Consider the following 16,486-nt stretch of genomic DNA (forward strand, 5'->3'; position numbering starts at 1 on the left):
AAAAGATGGGCATCAGGCCCGGCATGCGCGCAATGCTGCGCGATGCTCCAAAGGGCATTGAAGATGATCTGAAACTGCCGGAGCTGACGCTTGCGCACAAGCTCAGCGGCGCGTTTGACTACATCCATCTGTTCGTTACCCAGGCCGATGACCTCGACAACCAGTTTGATGACCTCAGCCGGCATATTGCGCCCGGAGGGGTGCTCTATATTTCGTGGCCAAAATCCCGTCAGCTTGGCACGGAATTGAACCTGAAAAAGGTCATCGCTATCGGCTATGCGCATGGCATGGTCGAGAGCACCACCCTGAGCGTCAACAGTGTCTGGTCGGCGATCAAGTTCACCCATCCCAAGACGGGTAAGGTCTACAAAAACAGTTATGGCAAGCTGCCGGACTGAAGCCGGGCAGCTTACCATCTATTTTGCCGCGTTGATGATCTCGCTGATCGTCGTCGCATAACCCTGCGTCGCCGCGGCGCGGTCGAACAGGCCGGACTGGTGGTTGGCCAGGTAGCCATTGTCCCAATAGACCGGCACCAGGCCGTGGCTATAGGCCGATTGGGTGATGTACTTGTTCCAGTAGTTGCGATAGGTGCCCGCGGCGTCGTATTCGGTCCGCAGGCTTGCCGCATATTCACCGAGAATGACGGGGACGCCCTTGTCGATGAAGTTGGTCTTCATCTTCTGGAACTGGGCGTCGGTATAGGCCTCATTGGCCCAGGTCTCGGTGTTGGCTGGGCTGGTGGCGATCGCACCCCATTGCCAGATGCTGTTGGTCGTGTTCAGGGTGAAGTTATACGGGTCGTAATAGTGCACCTCCATCATCAACCGGCCAGCCATCGGGTCGGTCGGCAAGGTCGCATTGCACAGCAAGGCGTGATCGATATTGGTATTGAAAGCCTGGACCACCAGCCACCGCGTCGCATTATTGCCGCCGGTGGCGCGAACGGCATCGACGAACTTCTGGTTGAAGCCATGCTGCACCTGGCAGTACTCGGCCTTGGGCGTGCTGTAGTCGCCGTCCACCATGACCTCGTTGGTGCCTGCGAACAGCAGGTGGCCGTCATAGTTCTTGAAGTTCGTGGCGATCTGGGTCCAGAACGTGGTCAGGCGGGCATTGGCGGCCGCCTGGGCGGCATAGGTCGGCTGCATCCAGCCACCGTCCCAATGGATATTGATGACGACGTAGAGGTCCGCGGCGCGGGCATAGTCGACGACCTGGGTGACGCGCGCCATCCAAGCGGCATTGATATTGCCACTGCCGTCGGCATACTGGTTCCAGGCGACGGGAATGCGCACGCTCTTGAAGCCCGCTGCCTTGACGGAGGTCATCAATGCCTGGGTCACCGCCGGATTGCCCCAGGCGGTTTCCTGCGAGACGGTAAACGGTCCGGTGCCCGGACCGATGGCTTCCAGCGAGTTGCCGAGGTTCCAGCCCGGCGCCATCTCGGCGCGGACATTGGCGGCGGTCAGCGTCCCGGCGGAGGAACTGGAGCTTGAACTGGACGAACTGCTCGAACTCGATGAACTTGAACTGGCGCTCGACGAACTCGATGAACTGCTGGAAGACACGCCGCCTCCGCTGCTGCCCCCACCACTTCCCCCGCCACCGCCACAGGCGGTGAGGAGGGTGATCAGCGTCAATCCCGCCGCCCACGCCAATTTGGCGCGCACGCCCTCACGTTTCGATTGTCCCGACATCATTACTTCCCTGGCTTTGTTATGTTTTGTTGTGGCGCCGTTCTTTACGCGAGCGCCTTATAGGTAAAATCCGACAGACGGACACTGCCGTCGCCCGTGCAGTAAACGCCGAGCTTCAGGCTCAAAAAGCCGCCAAAGACGTTGTGGTGCATGCCGCCGACTTCCATGCGCGTCGGGTGCCGCGTCCAGGTCCGGCCACCGTCTGGCGAATAGTGCCAGGTGATGACGTTCTCGACATTGGTGACGCGCAGGCGGACCTTCCGGCCTTTGAGCGTCTGGCGGTTCCACGACTGGTCCTCGGCATATTGCCAGGTCCGCGTCTGTTCACCGTCAAAGCCGACGCCGACAAAAGCCTTGTGATTGTAGAAGAGCAGCAGGCCGGCCTCGGCCTCGCCGTCCAGTTCGAGCGTGACCTCGGCTTCGTAGGAGCGATCGCCGACCGGGCAGGTGAGTGGCGAGCTGTCGGCCGGCGATGTGCCTTTGGCCTTGAGATTGAGCGATTTGGCGTCCCGCTTGACCCGCGTCATCTCGTCGGACTTCGGATCGTGGAAGGCCCACTGGATGCCGAAACGGTCGGTGCTGAAGTCGTCCGACAGGGCAAAACCCGAAGCGCTGATCTTGCCGCCTTTCGGTTTGGGCAGGGGCTTCGACAAATCGCCACCCTTGGCGCGGAACCAGCCGTCCGCCGTCCACTCCATCGGTTCCAGTAGCGTCTGGCGCCCCAGAGTGCGAAAGCCGTTTTCATAACCGTGATAGACCAGCCACCAGTCGCCGCCTGGGCCTTCGACAATTGTCGCGTGACCGCGCGACCACCACGGTTCGTCGGTGCTCAACGATCGGACCAGCGGATTGTGCGGGCAATGCTCCCATGGCCCGTGGATCGACTTCGACCGCGCGGCGATGACCATATGGCCGGTGACCGGCCCGGCCGTACCGCCGACAGCGGTGACAAGGTAGAAGTATTCGCCGTGACGCAGCAACTTCGGGCCTTCGGGTGCGAAGTTCTCAACAATCCAGTCGTCGGGATAGATCCATGGCTGATAGGCCGGCTCGATGCCGCCATCGGTGGCCAGCCCGTCATCCGTCAGGCGGATGCGGCGGATGCCGTTGACGAACAGGTAGCGCTTGCCATCCTCGCCGACGATATGGCCAGGATCGATGCATCCGCTGATATTGAGATCGACCGGATCGCTCCACGGGCCTTTGATATCGTCGGCCCATATGGCGTAGATCGACCACGGCTTGCCTTCAGGCTGGGCGGGTATGTAGATGAAATAGCGGCCATTGTGCTTGCACAGGTCGACCGCCCAAATGGTCCCCAGCGGCTTGAACAGGGCAGGGCCAACCGGCGCCCAGTTGACGAGGTCGGTCGAGTGCCAGATGACCAGACCCGGATAGGAGAAGAAGGACGAAAACGTCATGTAGTAGTCGTCGCCGTCCTTCAGGATGGTCGGGTCGGGGTGATCGCCGGCAATGATCGGATTGAGATATGTGCCGTCGCCGAGGTCGGCCTTGCGCTGACCCTCGACGCTCTTGCCCCATTTGGGGGCCTTGGCGGGTTTCGCCGTTGCGGCGGTCGCGGCGACAGGAGCTAGTAAGGCGCCGGCGGCGAGAGTTTGGAAGAGGTTGCGGCGTGACGGCGTCGTCATGAAGATCCTTAAGGCGTAATGGTGACGATCACCCGCCCATAGCGGGTCAGGGCGGGCGTGCCCTTGTCGGTCACCTGGACGATGAAGTGAGCGGTTTCGGGTTTGGTAACTGTCGGGGCGACCGCGTGGACGGCATAGATATTGTCGGCGCCCTCGATCGCGATGGAGGCCTTCAAGCTGCCGGCCTCGGCATAGTGCAGCCACTGATAGCTGAGGCTGTCGCCGTCCGGATCGCTGCTACCGGTGGCGCTCAGCGCGAACCGCTGGCCGGATTTTACCGTGAACTGGTCGGCGTGGCCGAGGTGGACAACAGGCGCATGGTTGGCCTCGGAATAGGGCTTCGTCGTCCAGTCCATGCGCGCGGCGAAATCGTTCTGGAACGCCTTTCGCCAGCGCCAGACCGTTGTCTTGTAACCAGTCGCAGTCTTGTCGGACGCCTTCAAGGCGCGGCCAAAGGGATTGGCAAGCGCAGGCGTAAAGGCGTCGATGGCATTGGTCCAGATCGGGCGCGGTTCCTGCTCGATCGGCATGCCGCCGTTAAACCCAGTCAGATCGGTGTCGGCGCGATTGGGGATGTAAAGCGTGTAGCGTCCGCCCCAGCCACCCCAGTCCGGATGCTCCGGCGCGTTCAGTCCGTTCGGGATGAGCGAAAGGAAGGATGGCGTGTCACCTTCCATGCCGTACGCGACATCTGGATACATGGCGCCTAGAGGTCCGTGGCCCTGCTGAATATTTTCAGCCAGCCACGTATTGCTGATCTCGGTATTGTCGAAGCCAGGCTCGTTGAGCATAATGCCACTCCAGGTGGCGTTGCCGTAACCGCCGGGGCTGACGATGTAGAACAACTCCGGGAAGGTGCGGCGCATCCAGATGCCGCTGTCGTCCTGGTCGGAGATGGTATAGACGCGCAACTTGGCGATCAGGCGCGCGGTCTCTTCCGGCGTGCGGGTCTGTTTGATCTTGTAGAGCGCCTGGGCCAGTGTATTGGCGCCGCCCCAAACCGACACCCAGACCGGACGGGGATCATCCTTTTGCAGCAGGGCGATGATACGCTCGGATCCCGGAGAGTCCTTGCCGTCGCCGACCGCCGTCATGCCATAGGCAGGCAAGCCTTGCGTCACCAAAGCCGAGAGGCTTTTGGCGTCGGGATAGCCTTTTTCGTGCTTCAGGAGGTTAGGCTGCACCTTGCCATAGGCAGCGATGATCGCCAGCATGGTTTCCGGAGCAACCCGGGACTTCATGTGCACCGAAGTCGTGGCGATAAGAGCTTCGATGTCGATCTGGTTGGCGTAGAGCAGCAACCGCACCATTGACTCACTGTCATCCGGTTCGTTCTCAATGTCGCTGAGCACGATCAGCCGGTATTTCGACACATCGGCGCGCACTGCCGGTGCGGCGAATGCCGCTTGCGGCCCCGCCGCCTCCATGAGAGCGGCCAGGGCAAAGATGACTAGGAGTGATTTCATGATGCGGGACCTGCTTAATTGGCTTTAAGCGTCACCAGTACCACGTCATTGCTGCGCATTGGGAGACTGACCTCTGCCGTGCCCGAATTTCCGACCGTCACCGACTTTTCGGTTTCAGGCAGGTCGCGCGTCAGGCCTTGCAGCTTTTCGATCTGCGCCGGCGTGGCGTCCTTGGGCGAGCCCATTTCGATCCAATGCGAATAGGCGTCATTGGTCTTATAGCCGGTGCGGAAGGTGGTCAGCTTGTAGGCGCCGGGCTTGAGGCCGGTCAGCTTGAGTTTCACCGGCGCCGACTTGGCATTGGGGACCAGCTTCGAGAAGAAGGTGCCATTGCTGCGGCCCTTCTGGTCGGGCAGCTGGAAGTCCCAGACAACGGCGGAGACGGATGTGCCGTCGACGCCCGCCCAGACTTGTTTGTCGGCCGACGGGATCTCCTTGCCCTTGACGGCGTTGAGATACTTGTAGGCGAACCAAGACGCCTTGCGTACGCCATCGCGCGTCATCAGGCCGAAACCGCCGTGGAAGGTGGCCGAGGGCGGGCCGGGCTCTTCGAACAGGTCGGAATAGACCCAGTAGCTCATGCCCTGGACGATGCCTTGCGTGTTCTTCAGCTTGTCGAGGATGTAGGGCGCGGCCACGTAAGAGTCGTGGCTGAGGTCGCGCGGATTATAGCTGGTTGACCATTCGGTGAAGAAGAGCGGCAGGCCGGGTTTGTATGATGCCTCGATCTCCTTGCGCACCTTCTCGACGTCGCCGATGACGGCTTTCGGGTTCTTCGACAGCTGAAGGTCCATCTTGCCTTCTTCATCGAGATAGCCATAATCGACGCCATAGGTATGGGTCGTGGCGAAATCGATCGGCGTATTGGTCGCCTTGGTGTAGGCCAGCAGTTCCGGCACCCAGGCCGCACCCGCCGTTCCCGGACCGCCGACGCGAAGCTGCGGATCAATGGCCTTGATCGTGCGGGCCGTTACGCCATAGAGCGCGAAATATTGTTCCTGGTCGGCGTACTGGAAGAAGCCGTCGAGGTTTGGCTCATTCCACACTTCGAAATACCAGGAACGCACCTCTTCGATGCCGTAGCGGTCGATCAGGTGCCGGGTAAAATTGTCGATCAGCTGCTTCCACAGGTCCAGCCGCGGATGCGAGGTGTTGCCCTTCCAGTAGAAGATGGTCTGGTCCGACGTCTTCATGGCCGCCGGCGTAAAGCCCAGTTCGATGAACGGCTTGATGCCCGACTTCAGCATGGTGTCGTAAAGATGGTCGATCTTGGTCCAGTCATAGACCAGCTTGTTGTCGACCATCTTCACCGTACCCAGCTCATCGTGGAAGATGTCGTGGAAACGGACATAGCGGAAGCCGAGCTCTTCGGCGGCGATTTTCAGCTGCGCCTGGTTGGCGTCGCGGATCGTAACGCCGGGATAGTCGGCGCCGACCGACAGATCATAGAAGCGATCGACGGGCTTGGTCGCCTGGCTGACATCGAGCGTCACGGTGCGGCTGGATTGGGCAAAGGCGATGGGGGCGGTGAGTGCGAACGCGCCGGTAACCAGTGCGGCAATCGTACGGCGGGAAGGGTGATAGGTCATAGGTGATCCTGTCTGAATTATTCTTATTTTTGAGAAATATTACTGGCCGGTGGGTTGCGGAAACAACGAGAAATCGGGAAGTTTTGCCAGCGCCGGATCGTCGCCGTCTGTGGCGATCCGGTTGACGCTGGCGTCGCTGCCGTCGAAAACCGACCATTCACCGGGCGTCCCGTCGCGGGCAAAGCGCACCCAGGTGTCGGCGAGATCCTTCGCCAGTTGCCGATCTTGCTGCGTCCATTCGCGCTTTTCAACATCGAGATTGTCGAAGGCGAATAGGATTTCGGCGCCATGGCCGACCCCGCAGCCGTAGTTGCAGGGGTTGGGCTGCGCCGGCATATGCGCGAAATAGTAGAGGTAAGGCCTGGCCGTACCATGTTTGGCCTGAAGCCCGGCCCAGTACCACATGCGCCAGCCCCACCAGTCGTTGGTCAGCCTATTGATTGACGCTTTGGCCTCGGCATCGGTCCGGCCGGGATAGGCGGCAAGCAGCGCTTCTGACGGCGCGTGGCCGAGCAGCCTGGTCACCAAAGCCTTGTGATTCGCTGCCGTGAATTCGCTGGTAAATAAAAGCTCCGGCGCCAGCTCCTTGCCTTCGTCGGCGGTCCAGCCGGCCATCAGCGGCACGTCATTATGCCGCTTGTTGGCATAGGTTGTGGTCAGGTCTTCGCGCAGCACGTAACCGTCGACGCTGGGCAAGGTGTAATACGGCACCTTGTGCAGGTCTGCGACGCTCGTTGCGCGCAGTTCGGCAAGGTTCGAAGCGCCGGTGCCCTTGACGAAGGCCTGGGCTCTTTCCTCGGCGGCGCTTTGCGAAAAATAGGCAGTTTCGGATGTGTCGATCGGCACACCAAAATTACCGCTCTGTGAGATGGCGCGTTGGAAGAGGCCTTTCGCGACAGGCGACACCATCAGCTGGCCAACGGACTCACCCCCGGCGGAATTGCCGAAGATGGTCACGCGCTTTGGATCGCCGCCAAAGGCCGCGATGTTGTCTTGTACCCACTGAAGCGCGGCAATCTGATCCTGGATGCCCTGATTGCCGGACGTATGATGCGGCGATTCCGCCGAAAGCTCGGGGTGGGTAAAGAAGCCGAGCACACCCAGACGGTAGTTGATCGTAACGACGACGGCGCCGTGCTTCGCCAGCTTGGTGCCATCATAAGGCGGCTGGGCCGCCGTGCCGCCATAATAGCCGCCGCCGTGAATCCATACCATGACCGGCAGGTCCTTCGCGTTCTCCGGCGCCCAAATGTTGAGATAAAGGCAATCCTCGCTCTTGGCGTTGGGAATCCAGGTGGCGGTTTGCGCGCAGGCCGGTGAATAGGTACTCGCCGTCTTGACGCCTTGCCATGCGACAACCGGCTGGGGTTCGCGCCAGCGCAAATTGCCCACGGGCGGCGCGGCAAAAGGAATACCCAGCCATTTATGAACATCGCCGTCGTCGACGCCGGCGACCTTACCGCCGGTTACGTGAATCGGCGGTAAGGATTGCGCAGCCAAGGCAACCCCGCTGCAAAGCAGGGCCGCTAAGGACAGGACACAGGTAACGGTCGTCTTCATCTATTTTGCCACGACCTGAACGAGGGACGGCGCGGATTTGGCAAAGGCCTTGTCGCTGCCGGTCGCGGTCAGCGTCTGGCTGGCGTCATTCCATACCAGTCGGGTCTGGGTAACGCCCTTGTTCTTTTCGTAATCGTAGGTCGCGCCATCGTCGTCATAGAGGTCGAAGGCGCCGTCCTTGCCGGGATAGACGCGGATGCTGGCGATCGCCTGCTTGGTCGCGGTCGACTGGATGTCGGCGCCGATCGGCAGGATGGAGCCGGCCTTGACGAACAGCGGGATCTGGTCGATCGGCGCGGCGACCGTCACCCACTGCCCGCCAGCCAGCTTTTCATTGGTCCAGTAGTTGTACCAGTCGGCGCCGGCCGGCAGGTAGACCCGCTTTTCGGTTTGAGCCTGCTCGGTAATCGGCGCGACCAGGAAGGCGGGGCCGAACATGTACTGGCTGCCGATATCCGAGACGGCCGGGTCGTTCGGGAAGTCCATCCACAGCGGACGCATGAAGGGCGCGCCGGTGTCGTATGTCATCTTGGCCTGGCTGTAGATATAGGGGATCAGCTGGTAGCGCAGGCGGTCGAACTTGGCCATGACGGCCTCGGCCTCCTTGCCGAACGCCCAAAGTTCCGCGTTTTTGCGGTCGCCATGCAGGCGCAGGGTCGGCGTGAAGGTGCCGTACTGGAACCAGCGTGTATGCAGTTCCGGATAGTCGTGGTTTTGGCCGACCGTTTCACGCGCGTCCGATGGATCGAGCAGCGGCGGCTTGGTGGCGTTCGTCGTCTGCGGCAGCCACTGCCAGCCACCGATGTCGTTGCCCCAGTAGGCGATGCCCGAGGCGGTCATGTTGAGGCCGGACGGCACCTGGCGTTGCAGGGCTTCCCAGGTCGGATGGATGTCCGACGACCAGAACAGCGCGCCGGTGCGCTGCGAGCCGAGATAGGCGGCGCGGGCAAGTATAAGGACACGCTTGTTGGGCTTCCATGCGCGCATGCCCTGCGACACGCCTTCGACGTGAACCAGCGGGTAGAGGTTGCGGTAGCGGTCACCGGTGCCGATGTGGAAGTGATAGCCTTCCGGCACCAGGTCCGGCTCGGTCTCGTCCAGCCACGGATAGTCGAAGCCTTCCTTAAGGATATTGTCGCGGATCTTCTCCCAGAACCACTTTCTCGCCTCCGGATTTGTGGAATCGATCAGGGCGCCGGTGCGATCGGAGCGGAAGGGCAGGCCGTCGACGGGCGAACCGTCCTTGTGGTGCAGGAAATACCCCTTCGCCGCCAGTTCGTTGTAATAGCGGCCCGAGGTCTCATAGCGCGGCCACACCGAAATGATCGACTGCATGCCCATATCGTGGAGCTGCTTGTTCATGCCGGCCGGGTCGGGGAACTGCGCCGGGTCGATGTCCATCTGGCCCATGCGCGTCCAGTGGAACCAGTCGACGACCATGACATCGAGAGGGTACTGCTTCTGGCGATAAGTGTTGGCGACTTTCAGCACCAGATGCTGGCTGTCGTAACGCGCCTTGGACTGGATCAGGCCGAAGGCGGCCTTGGGCGGGATCGGCGTCTTGCCGGTCACGCGGGCATAGGCCGAATAGATGGCTTCGGGCGTATCGCCGGTGACGACGAAGAAGCTGACGCGCTCGCCGACCTTGGACTGGAAGGCGGTGCGGCCATTGACGGCGCCGATGAAGCGCGTCTGCGACGGGTTGTCCCAGATGATACCGTAACCCTTGCTTGATACCATGAAAGGCACGCAGACGGTCTCGCCAGCGGGGGCGTCGTACCAGTGCTTGCAGTCGAGCACCTTGCCGCGCAGGTCGAGCGAACCAAGGCTCTCCTGATTCTGGCCCATGCCGTAGAGGTGTTCGTCCGCCGGCGCCGCGAACGAAGCGCCGACCTGATAGGTCTTCTCGCCGGTCACTTCGTGCGGCGACATTTCCCAGCCGTTCATGATCAGGACAGTGTCGCCCTTGGCGTTCTTGACGGTCAGGCCCACGCTGGCCAGGGACGGCGCGAAGTACTTCTCGCCCTGGCTTGGGACGCGCGGCGCTGGCGCCGGATTGACCTTGAGCGTCAGGGCATTCGACTGGAATATATCGCCGTCTGTGCTTGTGCTGCGCTGAAAGCCGGCATTATCGGCATTTTCCGGAAGTATGCCAAAGCCTGGACCTTTCAGCGCCTCCGCCTTGTCGGCGGCGATGACGACGTGTACGACATTGGGACCATAGGCTTCGACGCTGACCCAGGCGCCGTTGCGGTCGAGCGTGGCGATCGGCGCGGCTTGAGCGGCGGTTGCCAGGGCGAGTGTCGAAACGAGGCTGGTCAGCAGAGTCCGGAAGGTGCGGGATTTCATAGGGGCTCCAGTTGGGCGCGCTGCGGGATCAGGACGCGTTGTGGCGAAGGATAGTCAGGAAAAAAACGTCCCTTCCGGCGTGCACCGGAAGGGACAGTTCGAGAGAAATGGTCCGAGGAGACAGAGCGCATCCATGGACCAGGTGGATGCAACACGTTGCGCCACACCTCACTGGGCGGCGAATTTGTCTGCGCCGGCGGTGCTGCTGGCGTCATGGACAGAATATCGAGCCTGACTTTCAGGCTTCGCATACAGATTGGTGATAACCCTCCCATGTATTCTTATATTTTTGTGTGATAATAACATTAAGCGTCATGTTCGTCTAACTAGCCAATTTCATTTGACATTTTATATGTTAGCGCTCACAACTGTCCGCATGTCTGTCCGATGTGTCCGGAACCGTACATGCCAGAAATGTCCGCTGAAGCGTCCAAAACCGTCCTGTTCGTCGATGACGACGTCGATGTCCGCAAGACCGCCGAATTGCTTTTGAGATCGGCCGGCTACCGCTATAGCGGCGCCGCTGATCCCGGCGAGGCCATGAGCCAACTCGCCTCGGAGCCCTTTGACGTCATCCTGCTCGACCTGAACTTTTCGCGTGCCCAGACCTCGGGCGAGGAAGGGCTGGGCCTGTTGCGCGACATCCTCAGGCACGATCCGCACGCCATCGTCATCGTGGTGACCGGCCACAGCGGGCTCAACATCGCCGTCGAGGCGCTCCGGACCGGCGCGCGCGACTTCATCATGAAGCCGTGGAACAATGGGCGCCTGCTGGAAGCGGTGGACAAGGCGGCCGCCGAGCGGAAGCTGATCGAGGTGTCCGACAGCGATCCGGCGCTGCTTGTCGGGCGGTCCGAAGCCTTGCAGCGCATCAAGGCGATGATCGACCGCTGCGCTGCGCTTCATGTGCCGGTGCTGCTGCGTGGTGAGCCCGGCACAGGCAAGACCCTGGTCGCCAATATCCTCCACCGCCAGTCGGGTCGCGCCACGCTGATCCAGACCGACGCGGCCGCGCTGACCTTCGATCACCTGACCGCCCAGCCCAACACGACCCTGTTGATCGACAATATCGAGCGCATCCCCGTTGCCATGGGGGCGGCGCTGCAGGCCTGGCTCATGCGCGCGCCGCGCCACAACAGCCGGCTGCTGTCTACAACGGCGCATCCCCACCGCGATCTCGGCCTTGACCGGGGGCTGACTTACGCCTTAAATACCATCGATATCGAGATCCCGCCGTTGCGCGAACGGACGAAGGACATCCTGGACCTTGCGGAGCATTTCCTGCGGGTCACGTGCCGGCAGCACGGCCTGACCGCCAGGACCCTGGCGCCGAAAGCTCAGGTACACCTCAATGCTCATGCCTGGGTGGACAATGTCCATGCCCTGCGCAATGTGATCGAGCGCGCGGCCATCCTGAGCGACGATGCGGTCATTGGTCCGCATGACCTGGTTCTGGCCCCGGAGGAAACGGTTCCCCGAAAAGCAGGTGGCAAGTCCTCCGACCAAACCACCGCCGCCCGACTGTCCGACGCGGAAAAGGTGATGATCGAGGAAGCCCTGCAACGCAGCAACTTCAACGTATCGGCGGCGGCGGCGGAACTGGGGCTGACGCGGCCGGCCCTCTACAGGCGAATGGCGAAATATGGTCTCTAACTCGCGCCCCTTCCACATCCTGGCGATAGGATTGCTGGTCGCCGCGGCGGTCTTTACCTACGATTCCGCGCTGCGCGACCTGTGGGCGGGGGTTGGCGTGGGCCTTGTCGCCTGTGTGATCCTGGCGGGGACCGTGTGGGTCAGCCATGGCGCGCGCGTGGTGCGGGCAGGAGAGGCTGGGACCGCGCGCGACGCGCGCGACGAAGACCTGCGCGTCATCCTCGATCAGCTGCCCGTGCCCCTGGTCCGCCACGTCGATGGCCAGCGGCCCGAGGCGCTGAACCGCGCCGCCCGCGCCCTGTTCCAGACCGACGATGTCATCCTGGCCGAGATGCCTGAACTGGTGCGGGCCCTGTCCGAGGCGGCGTCGGGCAGGCAGATCGTGCTGCCGGTGCTGGGCGGGCAATACGCCGTCAGTGTAAGCGAAGTGGCGTCAGACAGTGGCCACGCCCGGCTGGCGGCGCTGATGGACGTGCAGACCGAAATGCACAAGGCCGAGGCCGCCGCCATGCGCGACACGCTCCAGGTCCTGAGCCACGAGATCATGAACTCGCTGACGCCTGTCGCCTCGCTGGCCGAGGTTGCCGGCGCCTTTCTCGATAAATCCCCGGCCGACGTCGCTTCGGCCAGCGAGGCGCTCTCGACCCTGTCGCGGCGCGCCGGCAGCCTGACGCGCTTCATCGAGGCCTATCGGTCGGTCGCGCGCCTGCCCGATCCGGTGCTGCAGCCAGTCGAGCCGGCGCGGCTGGTGCGCGACGTGGCGAACCTGTTCCAGCGCACGCCCGGCCATGGCGCCATCGAATGGGCGATCGAGGCCGGCGATGCGTTGCCCAGCCTGAATCTCGATGAGCCGCAGATCAGCCAGGCCCTGATCAATGTCATCACCAATGCCATTGAGGCGACGGACGGCCTGGACGGTCTGCGCCGGATCCGAATCGTGGCGAATGAGACCCAGCACAACGTTGTCATCACCGTCTCGGACAACGGCCCGGGCGTTCCCGACAGCATTCGGTCGAATCTGTTCACGGCCTTTGCCACCACAAAGCCCCAAGGCACGGGTACGGGGCTCAACCTGGCGCGTCAGATCGCGTTGGCCCACGGCGGCAACCTTCAGTTGGCCGGTTCGGACCCTACGACCTTCGCTTTCAACTTTCCGGTGAGGGGCTGACCATGCCGCTCATCCGTCTGGACGACGTCCACCTGAACTATACCGACACCGAACGCACCGTGCCGGCATTGCGCGGCATTACGCTCGATATCGATGCCGGTGAATTCGTCGCCGTCGTCGGACCATCGGGCAGCGGCAAGTCGACCTTGCTCAACGTCATCGGCACGCTCGACCGCCCGACCCGCGGGCGCTACGCCTTCGAAGGCCACGACGTCTCGAAACTCTCAGACAATGCCCTGGCGCAGATGCGCGCGGCACGGATCGGCTTTGTCTTCCAGAACTTTAACCTGATCGACCACCTCACCGTCTATGAGAACATCAAGCTTGGCCTGCGCTATCGCCGCGACCACCTGACCGGCCAACGCGACCTGGTCGACGCCGCCATGGACCGGGTGGGCATGGGCCACCGGGCCGATCATCTGCCGCGCCAGCTGTCGGGCGGCCAGCAGCAGCGCTGCGCCATCGCGCGCGCCATTGTCGGCAATCCGTCCGTCCTGCTCGCCGACGAGCCGACCGGCAATCTCGATTCGCAGAACGCCCAGCAGATCCTGGGCATCCTCAACGAGCTGAACGCCAGGGGCACGACGGTTGTCATCGTCACCCACGCCCCCAGCCAGGCGGACCAGGCATCACGCATCGTGGAGCTGCACGACGGTCGCGTCCACATCAGTTCCCGGCGGTTGTCGTGAAGCTTGAGTTGTCCGAAATCGCCCGCAGCTATAGCGTCATCTGGCGCATCATCGGCGCGCGCTGGCTTGTCTACCTGTTGATGGTGGCGGGCCTGACGCTCGCCTATTGCGCGGCGATCGTCATCGGCCTCTATGTTCGTGACGAGCTGAGCTATGACCGCTTCATGCCCGGTTCGGATCGCGTCTATCTGATCTCCGCGAGCTACGGTCCGTCCGGCCAGCCGCTGGTGTGGAGCGACCGTACGCCCGCCGGCGTGGCGCGGTGGATGCGGAGCGACATGCCCGAGGTTGATCAGGTGGCGCGTTTCGACACGGTCGAATGGCCGATGCGCACCGCCCGCCGCCACGCCAAGGAGCGCTTCTACTGGGCCGACGCCAACCTGTTCCGCGTCCTCAAACTGCCGGTGCTGGAAGGCGATCCCGATACGGCGCTTGAAAAACCCGGCAGTGTGGTGATGACGCGGCGCATGGCCATCGCCTATTTCGGCCGCGCCGATGCCTTGGGCCAGACCGTCACAACCCAGTACGGCCACCGAATGACCCTGACGGCGGTGCTGAAGGACTTTCCCGCCAACACCCATCTCGACCGCGAGATATTCGGGGCGGGCAGCAGCGTCTATTCCAAGCTCTATAATTATGACGGCAACGGCGACTTTCTCTGGCCGAACAGCTATACCTATGTGACGTTCAAGCCGGGCGCGAAGCCCGGAATTCTGGCGGCCAGGCTGGCCGAGATTGCGCGTAAGCGCTGGCAGGGGCCCAACAACCTGCCGGACGGTTTTGCGCTCGTCCCGCTCAGCCGCCTGCATTTCCAGCCCCACGGCGACGGCGAACTGAAGCCACGCGGTCACCTCGACTCAGTATTCGCCCTGATCGTCGTGGCGGCGGCCATTGTGACCCTGGCCTGCATCAATTTCGCCGGGCTTATCCTGGCCGAGCGCAACGAACGCACCGCCGAACACCGGCTGCACAGCGCACTCGGCGCGCGCCGTATCGACCTGATTGGCCAGGTGCTGCGCGAAGCCCTGGTCGTCCATGTCATCAGCGCGGGCCTGGGCCTTGCGGCCGTCGAGCGTCTGCTGCCCACGCTCAACGCCGCGCTCGACATCCGGCTCGACCTGTGGACTTCGCCGCTCGGTCTTTTGCTGTCGATTTCTGCCGCTGTCATCGCTCTGGCGCTGTTGAGCGGTCTGGCGCCAGCCGTGTTGATTTCCCGCCCGCAACACGGCGGTTTGGATCACCGCAACGATATCGCCTCGATGCGCTGGCGCGGCTGGGTGGTGGCGCAACTGGCGCTGGTCATCGTGCTGCTGACGGCGTCGCATACGGTGTCGCGGCAATGGAGCTATGCGACGCAAGGGGCCCTCGGGTTCGACGGCGACAACGTGCTGATGGTGCGCTTCAGCGATACGCCGGCGATCAATGCGAAATTCATGGCGCAGGTGCGCGCGTTGCCAGGAGTCGTGGCGGCGGCGGAATCCTTCGGCGCGCCGACCAATGACTTCGTCCGGCCAGGTTGGACCCTGCGTGCCGGCCGGCCGCTGGTCTCGCTGACGCGCAACTCGACCCATCCCGACTTTTTGCGCGTCTACGACATTCCGATCCTGGCCGGGCACAATCTGGCCGGCACCTTCCTGTTTCCGGAAACGCCGCGCGAAGTCCTGATCAATGAGGCCGCCGTCACCGCCCTCGGTTTCAGGTCGCCCGAAGCGGCGCTCGGCCACGATGTCGAATACGAAACCGACCGGACCTTGATGCGCTCACGCATTGTCGGCGTCATTCCGAACGTCCGCGTGGCGACGATCTATGAGCCTATGCAGCCGATGATCTTCGACAACTTTTCCAAGTACTTCACCCAGGTCAATATTCGTTTGTCAACACATGACCGCGAGGCGACGATCGCGCGGATCGATGCACTGTGGCGGCAGGTCTCGGAAGGCAGCGTCCCCGTCGAACGCCGCTTTTTCCGGGACTATCTCATGCAGCAATACCATGACCTGCATCAGCAGATGGTCGTCTTCTACGCCGTTTCCGCCGTTGCCATCATGTTGTCGTCGCTGGGGCTGACCGGGCTGTCGATCTTCCTGACCCGCCATCAGGTCCGCGAACTGGCCATCCGCAAGGCGCTGGGCGCGACCTTTTCCGACCTGTTCTTTCAGCGTTTCATGCCCTTCCTGTGGCCCTTCCTCCTGACCAATCTGGTTGCCTGGCCGGTGGCGTGGCTGTGTCTGCAGGGTTGGCTCAAGTCTTTCGCCGAGCACGTGGCCCTGTCGCCGTGGTCCTTCCTGGGCGCAGGCGTGGTGGCGGTCGGTGTGTCGCTGGCAACCATCGCCTTGCAATCGGCGGCGACGGCGCGGGACTTTTCCGTGTCGTCGTCGCTGCGGCATCACTAGGTTCACCAGATGTCCGTCGCGCCCAATCCGAAAGCCTCGGTGTCGCTGCGCCAGATCGGCCGCGAAGGCCAGCAGTGGTTATCGATAATGCTTTCCTGATGCCCGAGACTTTACGCGAACTGGCCGCGCGCCTGCCGTTCACCCGGCCGGACAACACGCTCTATCCGGGACTGAACGCACCGGTTCCACTCGGCTATGGCCAGCAGCTGATCCAGGTCCTGCGGCGGCTTCGAATATGTCGATGGCAAACGCTATCCCATCTATGAACCG

At 62.4% G+C, this 16,486-nt stretch carries 12 protein-coding genes; 6 read left to right on the forward strand and 6 right to left on the reverse strand.

From position 1 onward, the window contains the following. Positions 1 to 5 precede the first annotated feature (5 nt). A complete protein-coding gene (locus tag J2X24_RS18460; protein ID WP_209724857.1) occupies positions 6 to 398 on the forward strand; it encodes a class I SAM-dependent methyltransferase in 393 nt (130 codons plus the stop codon). A gap of 18 nt (positions 399 to 416) precedes the next feature. On the opposite strand, the gene J2X24_RS18465 is transcribed toward J2X24_RS18460, so the two are convergent. Genes J2X24_RS18465 through J2X24_RS18490 form a run of 6 tightly spaced genes read right to left on the reverse strand, consistent with a single transcriptional unit; the run spans position 417 to position 10,313 of the window. Continuing rightward, positions 417 to 1,700 (reverse strand): glycoside hydrolase family 5 protein, encoded by a 1,284-nt coding sequence (locus tag J2X24_RS18465; RefSeq protein ID WP_209724859.1) that lies wholly within the window; start codon positions 1,698 to 1,700, stop codon positions 417 to 419. Positions 1,701 to 1,744: 44 nt separating this feature from the next. Continuing rightward, a complete protein-coding gene (locus J2X24_RS18470; RefSeq protein ID WP_209724861.1) occupies positions 1,745 to 3,349 on the reverse strand; it encodes a family 43 glycosylhydrolase in 1,605 nt (534 codons plus the stop codon). Between the two features lie 8 nt (positions 3,350 to 3,357). Next, positions 3,358 to 4,815, reverse strand: a complete 1,458-nt coding sequence (locus J2X24_RS18475; RefSeq protein WP_245344937.1) for a DUF1593 domain-containing protein — start codon at positions 4,813 to 4,815, stop codon at positions 3,358 to 3,360. A gap of 14 nt (positions 4,816 to 4,829) precedes the next feature. Continuing rightward, a complete protein-coding gene (locus tag J2X24_RS18480) occupies positions 4,830 to 6,404 on the reverse strand; it encodes a GH39 family glycosyl hydrolase (protein WP_209724863.1) in 1,575 nt (524 codons plus the stop codon). A gap of 39 nt (positions 6,405 to 6,443) precedes the next feature. Then, a complete protein-coding gene (locus J2X24_RS18485; protein WP_209724865.1) occupies positions 6,444 to 7,964 on the reverse strand; it encodes a carboxylesterase/lipase family protein in 1,521 nt (506 codons plus the stop codon). Beyond that, a complete protein-coding gene (locus J2X24_RS18490) occupies positions 7,965 to 10,313 on the reverse strand; it encodes a glycoside hydrolase family 31 protein (protein WP_209724867.1) in 2,349 nt (782 codons plus the stop codon). A gap of 405 nt (positions 10,314 to 10,718) precedes the next feature. Here J2X24_RS18490 and J2X24_RS18495 point away from each other — a divergent pair, with 405 nt between their 5' ends. From J2X24_RS18495 to J2X24_RS22875, 5 genes are read left to right on the forward strand one after another with little or no spacing between them, the layout of a single operon-like run. Further along, positions 10,719 to 11,966, forward strand: coding sequence for a sigma-54-dependent transcriptional regulator (locus tag J2X24_RS18495; protein ID WP_245344938.1), 1,248 nt, complete (start codon positions 10,719 to 10,721; stop codon positions 11,964 to 11,966). Further along, positions 11,956 to 13,134, forward strand: coding sequence for a sensor histidine kinase (locus J2X24_RS18500; protein ID WP_209724870.1), 1,179 nt, complete (start codon positions 11,956 to 11,958; stop codon positions 13,132 to 13,134). The genes J2X24_RS18495 and J2X24_RS18500 overlap by 11 nt, the downstream gene beginning before the upstream one ends. A 2-nt stretch (positions 13,135 to 13,136) precedes the next feature. Further along, positions 13,137 to 13,823, forward strand: coding sequence for an ABC transporter ATP-binding protein (locus tag J2X24_RS18505; RefSeq protein ID WP_209724872.1), 687 nt, complete (start codon positions 13,137 to 13,139; stop codon positions 13,821 to 13,823). Then, positions 13,820 to 16,216 carry an ABC transporter permease gene (locus J2X24_RS18510; protein WP_310004659.1) on the forward strand — a complete coding sequence of 799 codons (2,397 nt, stop codon included), beginning with the start codon at positions 13,820 to 13,822 and terminating at the stop codon, positions 16,214 to 16,216. The genes J2X24_RS18505 and J2X24_RS18510 overlap by 4 nt, the downstream gene beginning before the upstream one ends. Further along, on the forward strand, positions 16,099 to 16,482 hold the full coding sequence (locus J2X24_RS22875) for a DUF6445 family protein (RefSeq protein ID WP_310004669.1): 384 nt from the start codon (positions 16,099 to 16,101) through the stop codon (positions 16,480 to 16,482). Before J2X24_RS18510 ends, J2X24_RS22875 begins: the two co-directional genes overlap by 118 nt. The last annotated feature ends 4 nt before the right edge of the window (positions 16,483 to 16,486 follow it).

It is taken from the genome of Asticcacaulis solisilvae (genome assembly GCF_017875235.1).
Classification (GTDB): Bacteria; Pseudomonadota; Alphaproteobacteria; order Caulobacterales; family Caulobacteraceae; genus Asticcacaulis; species Asticcacaulis solisilvae_A.

What these genes read in the sequence shown, in the direction of transcription:
- J2X24_RS18460 (WP_209724857.1), top strand. Translation starts at nt 6, where the DNA reads ATGGGCATCAGGCCCGGCATGCGCGCAATGCTGCGCGATGCTCCAAAG.
- J2X24_RS18465 (WP_209724859.1), bottom strand. Translation starts at nt 1,700, where the DNA reads ATGTCGGGACAATCGAAACGTGAGGGCGTGCGCGCCAAATTGGCGTGG.
- J2X24_RS18470 (WP_209724861.1), bottom strand. Translation starts at nt 3,349, where the DNA reads ATGACGACGCCGTCACGCCGCAACCTCTTCCAAACTCTCGCCGCCGGC.
- J2X24_RS18475 (WP_245344937.1), bottom strand. Translation starts at nt 4,815, where the DNA reads ATGAAATCACTCCTAGTCATCTTTGCCCTGGCCGCTCTCATGGAGGCG.
- J2X24_RS18480 (WP_209724863.1), bottom strand. Translation starts at nt 6,404, where the DNA reads ATGACCTATCACCCTTCCCGCCGTACGATTGCCGCACTGGTTACCGGC.
- J2X24_RS18485 (WP_209724865.1), bottom strand. Translation starts at nt 7,964, where the DNA reads ATGAAGACGACCGTTACCTGTGTCCTGTCCTTAGCGGCCCTGCTTTGC.
- J2X24_RS18490 (WP_209724867.1), bottom strand. Translation starts at nt 10,313, where the DNA reads ATGAAATCCCGCACCTTCCGGACTCTGCTGACCAGCCTCGTTTCGACA.
- J2X24_RS18495 (WP_245344938.1), top strand. Translation starts at nt 10,719, where the DNA reads ATGCCAGAAATGTCCGCTGAAGCGTCCAAAACCGTCCTGTTCGTCGAT.
- J2X24_RS18500 (WP_209724870.1), top strand. Translation starts at nt 11,956, where the DNA reads ATGGTCTCTAACTCGCGCCCCTTCCACATCCTGGCGATAGGATTGCTG.
- J2X24_RS18505 (WP_209724872.1), top strand. Translation starts at nt 13,137, where the DNA reads ATGCCGCTCATCCGTCTGGACGACGTCCACCTGAACTATACCGACACC.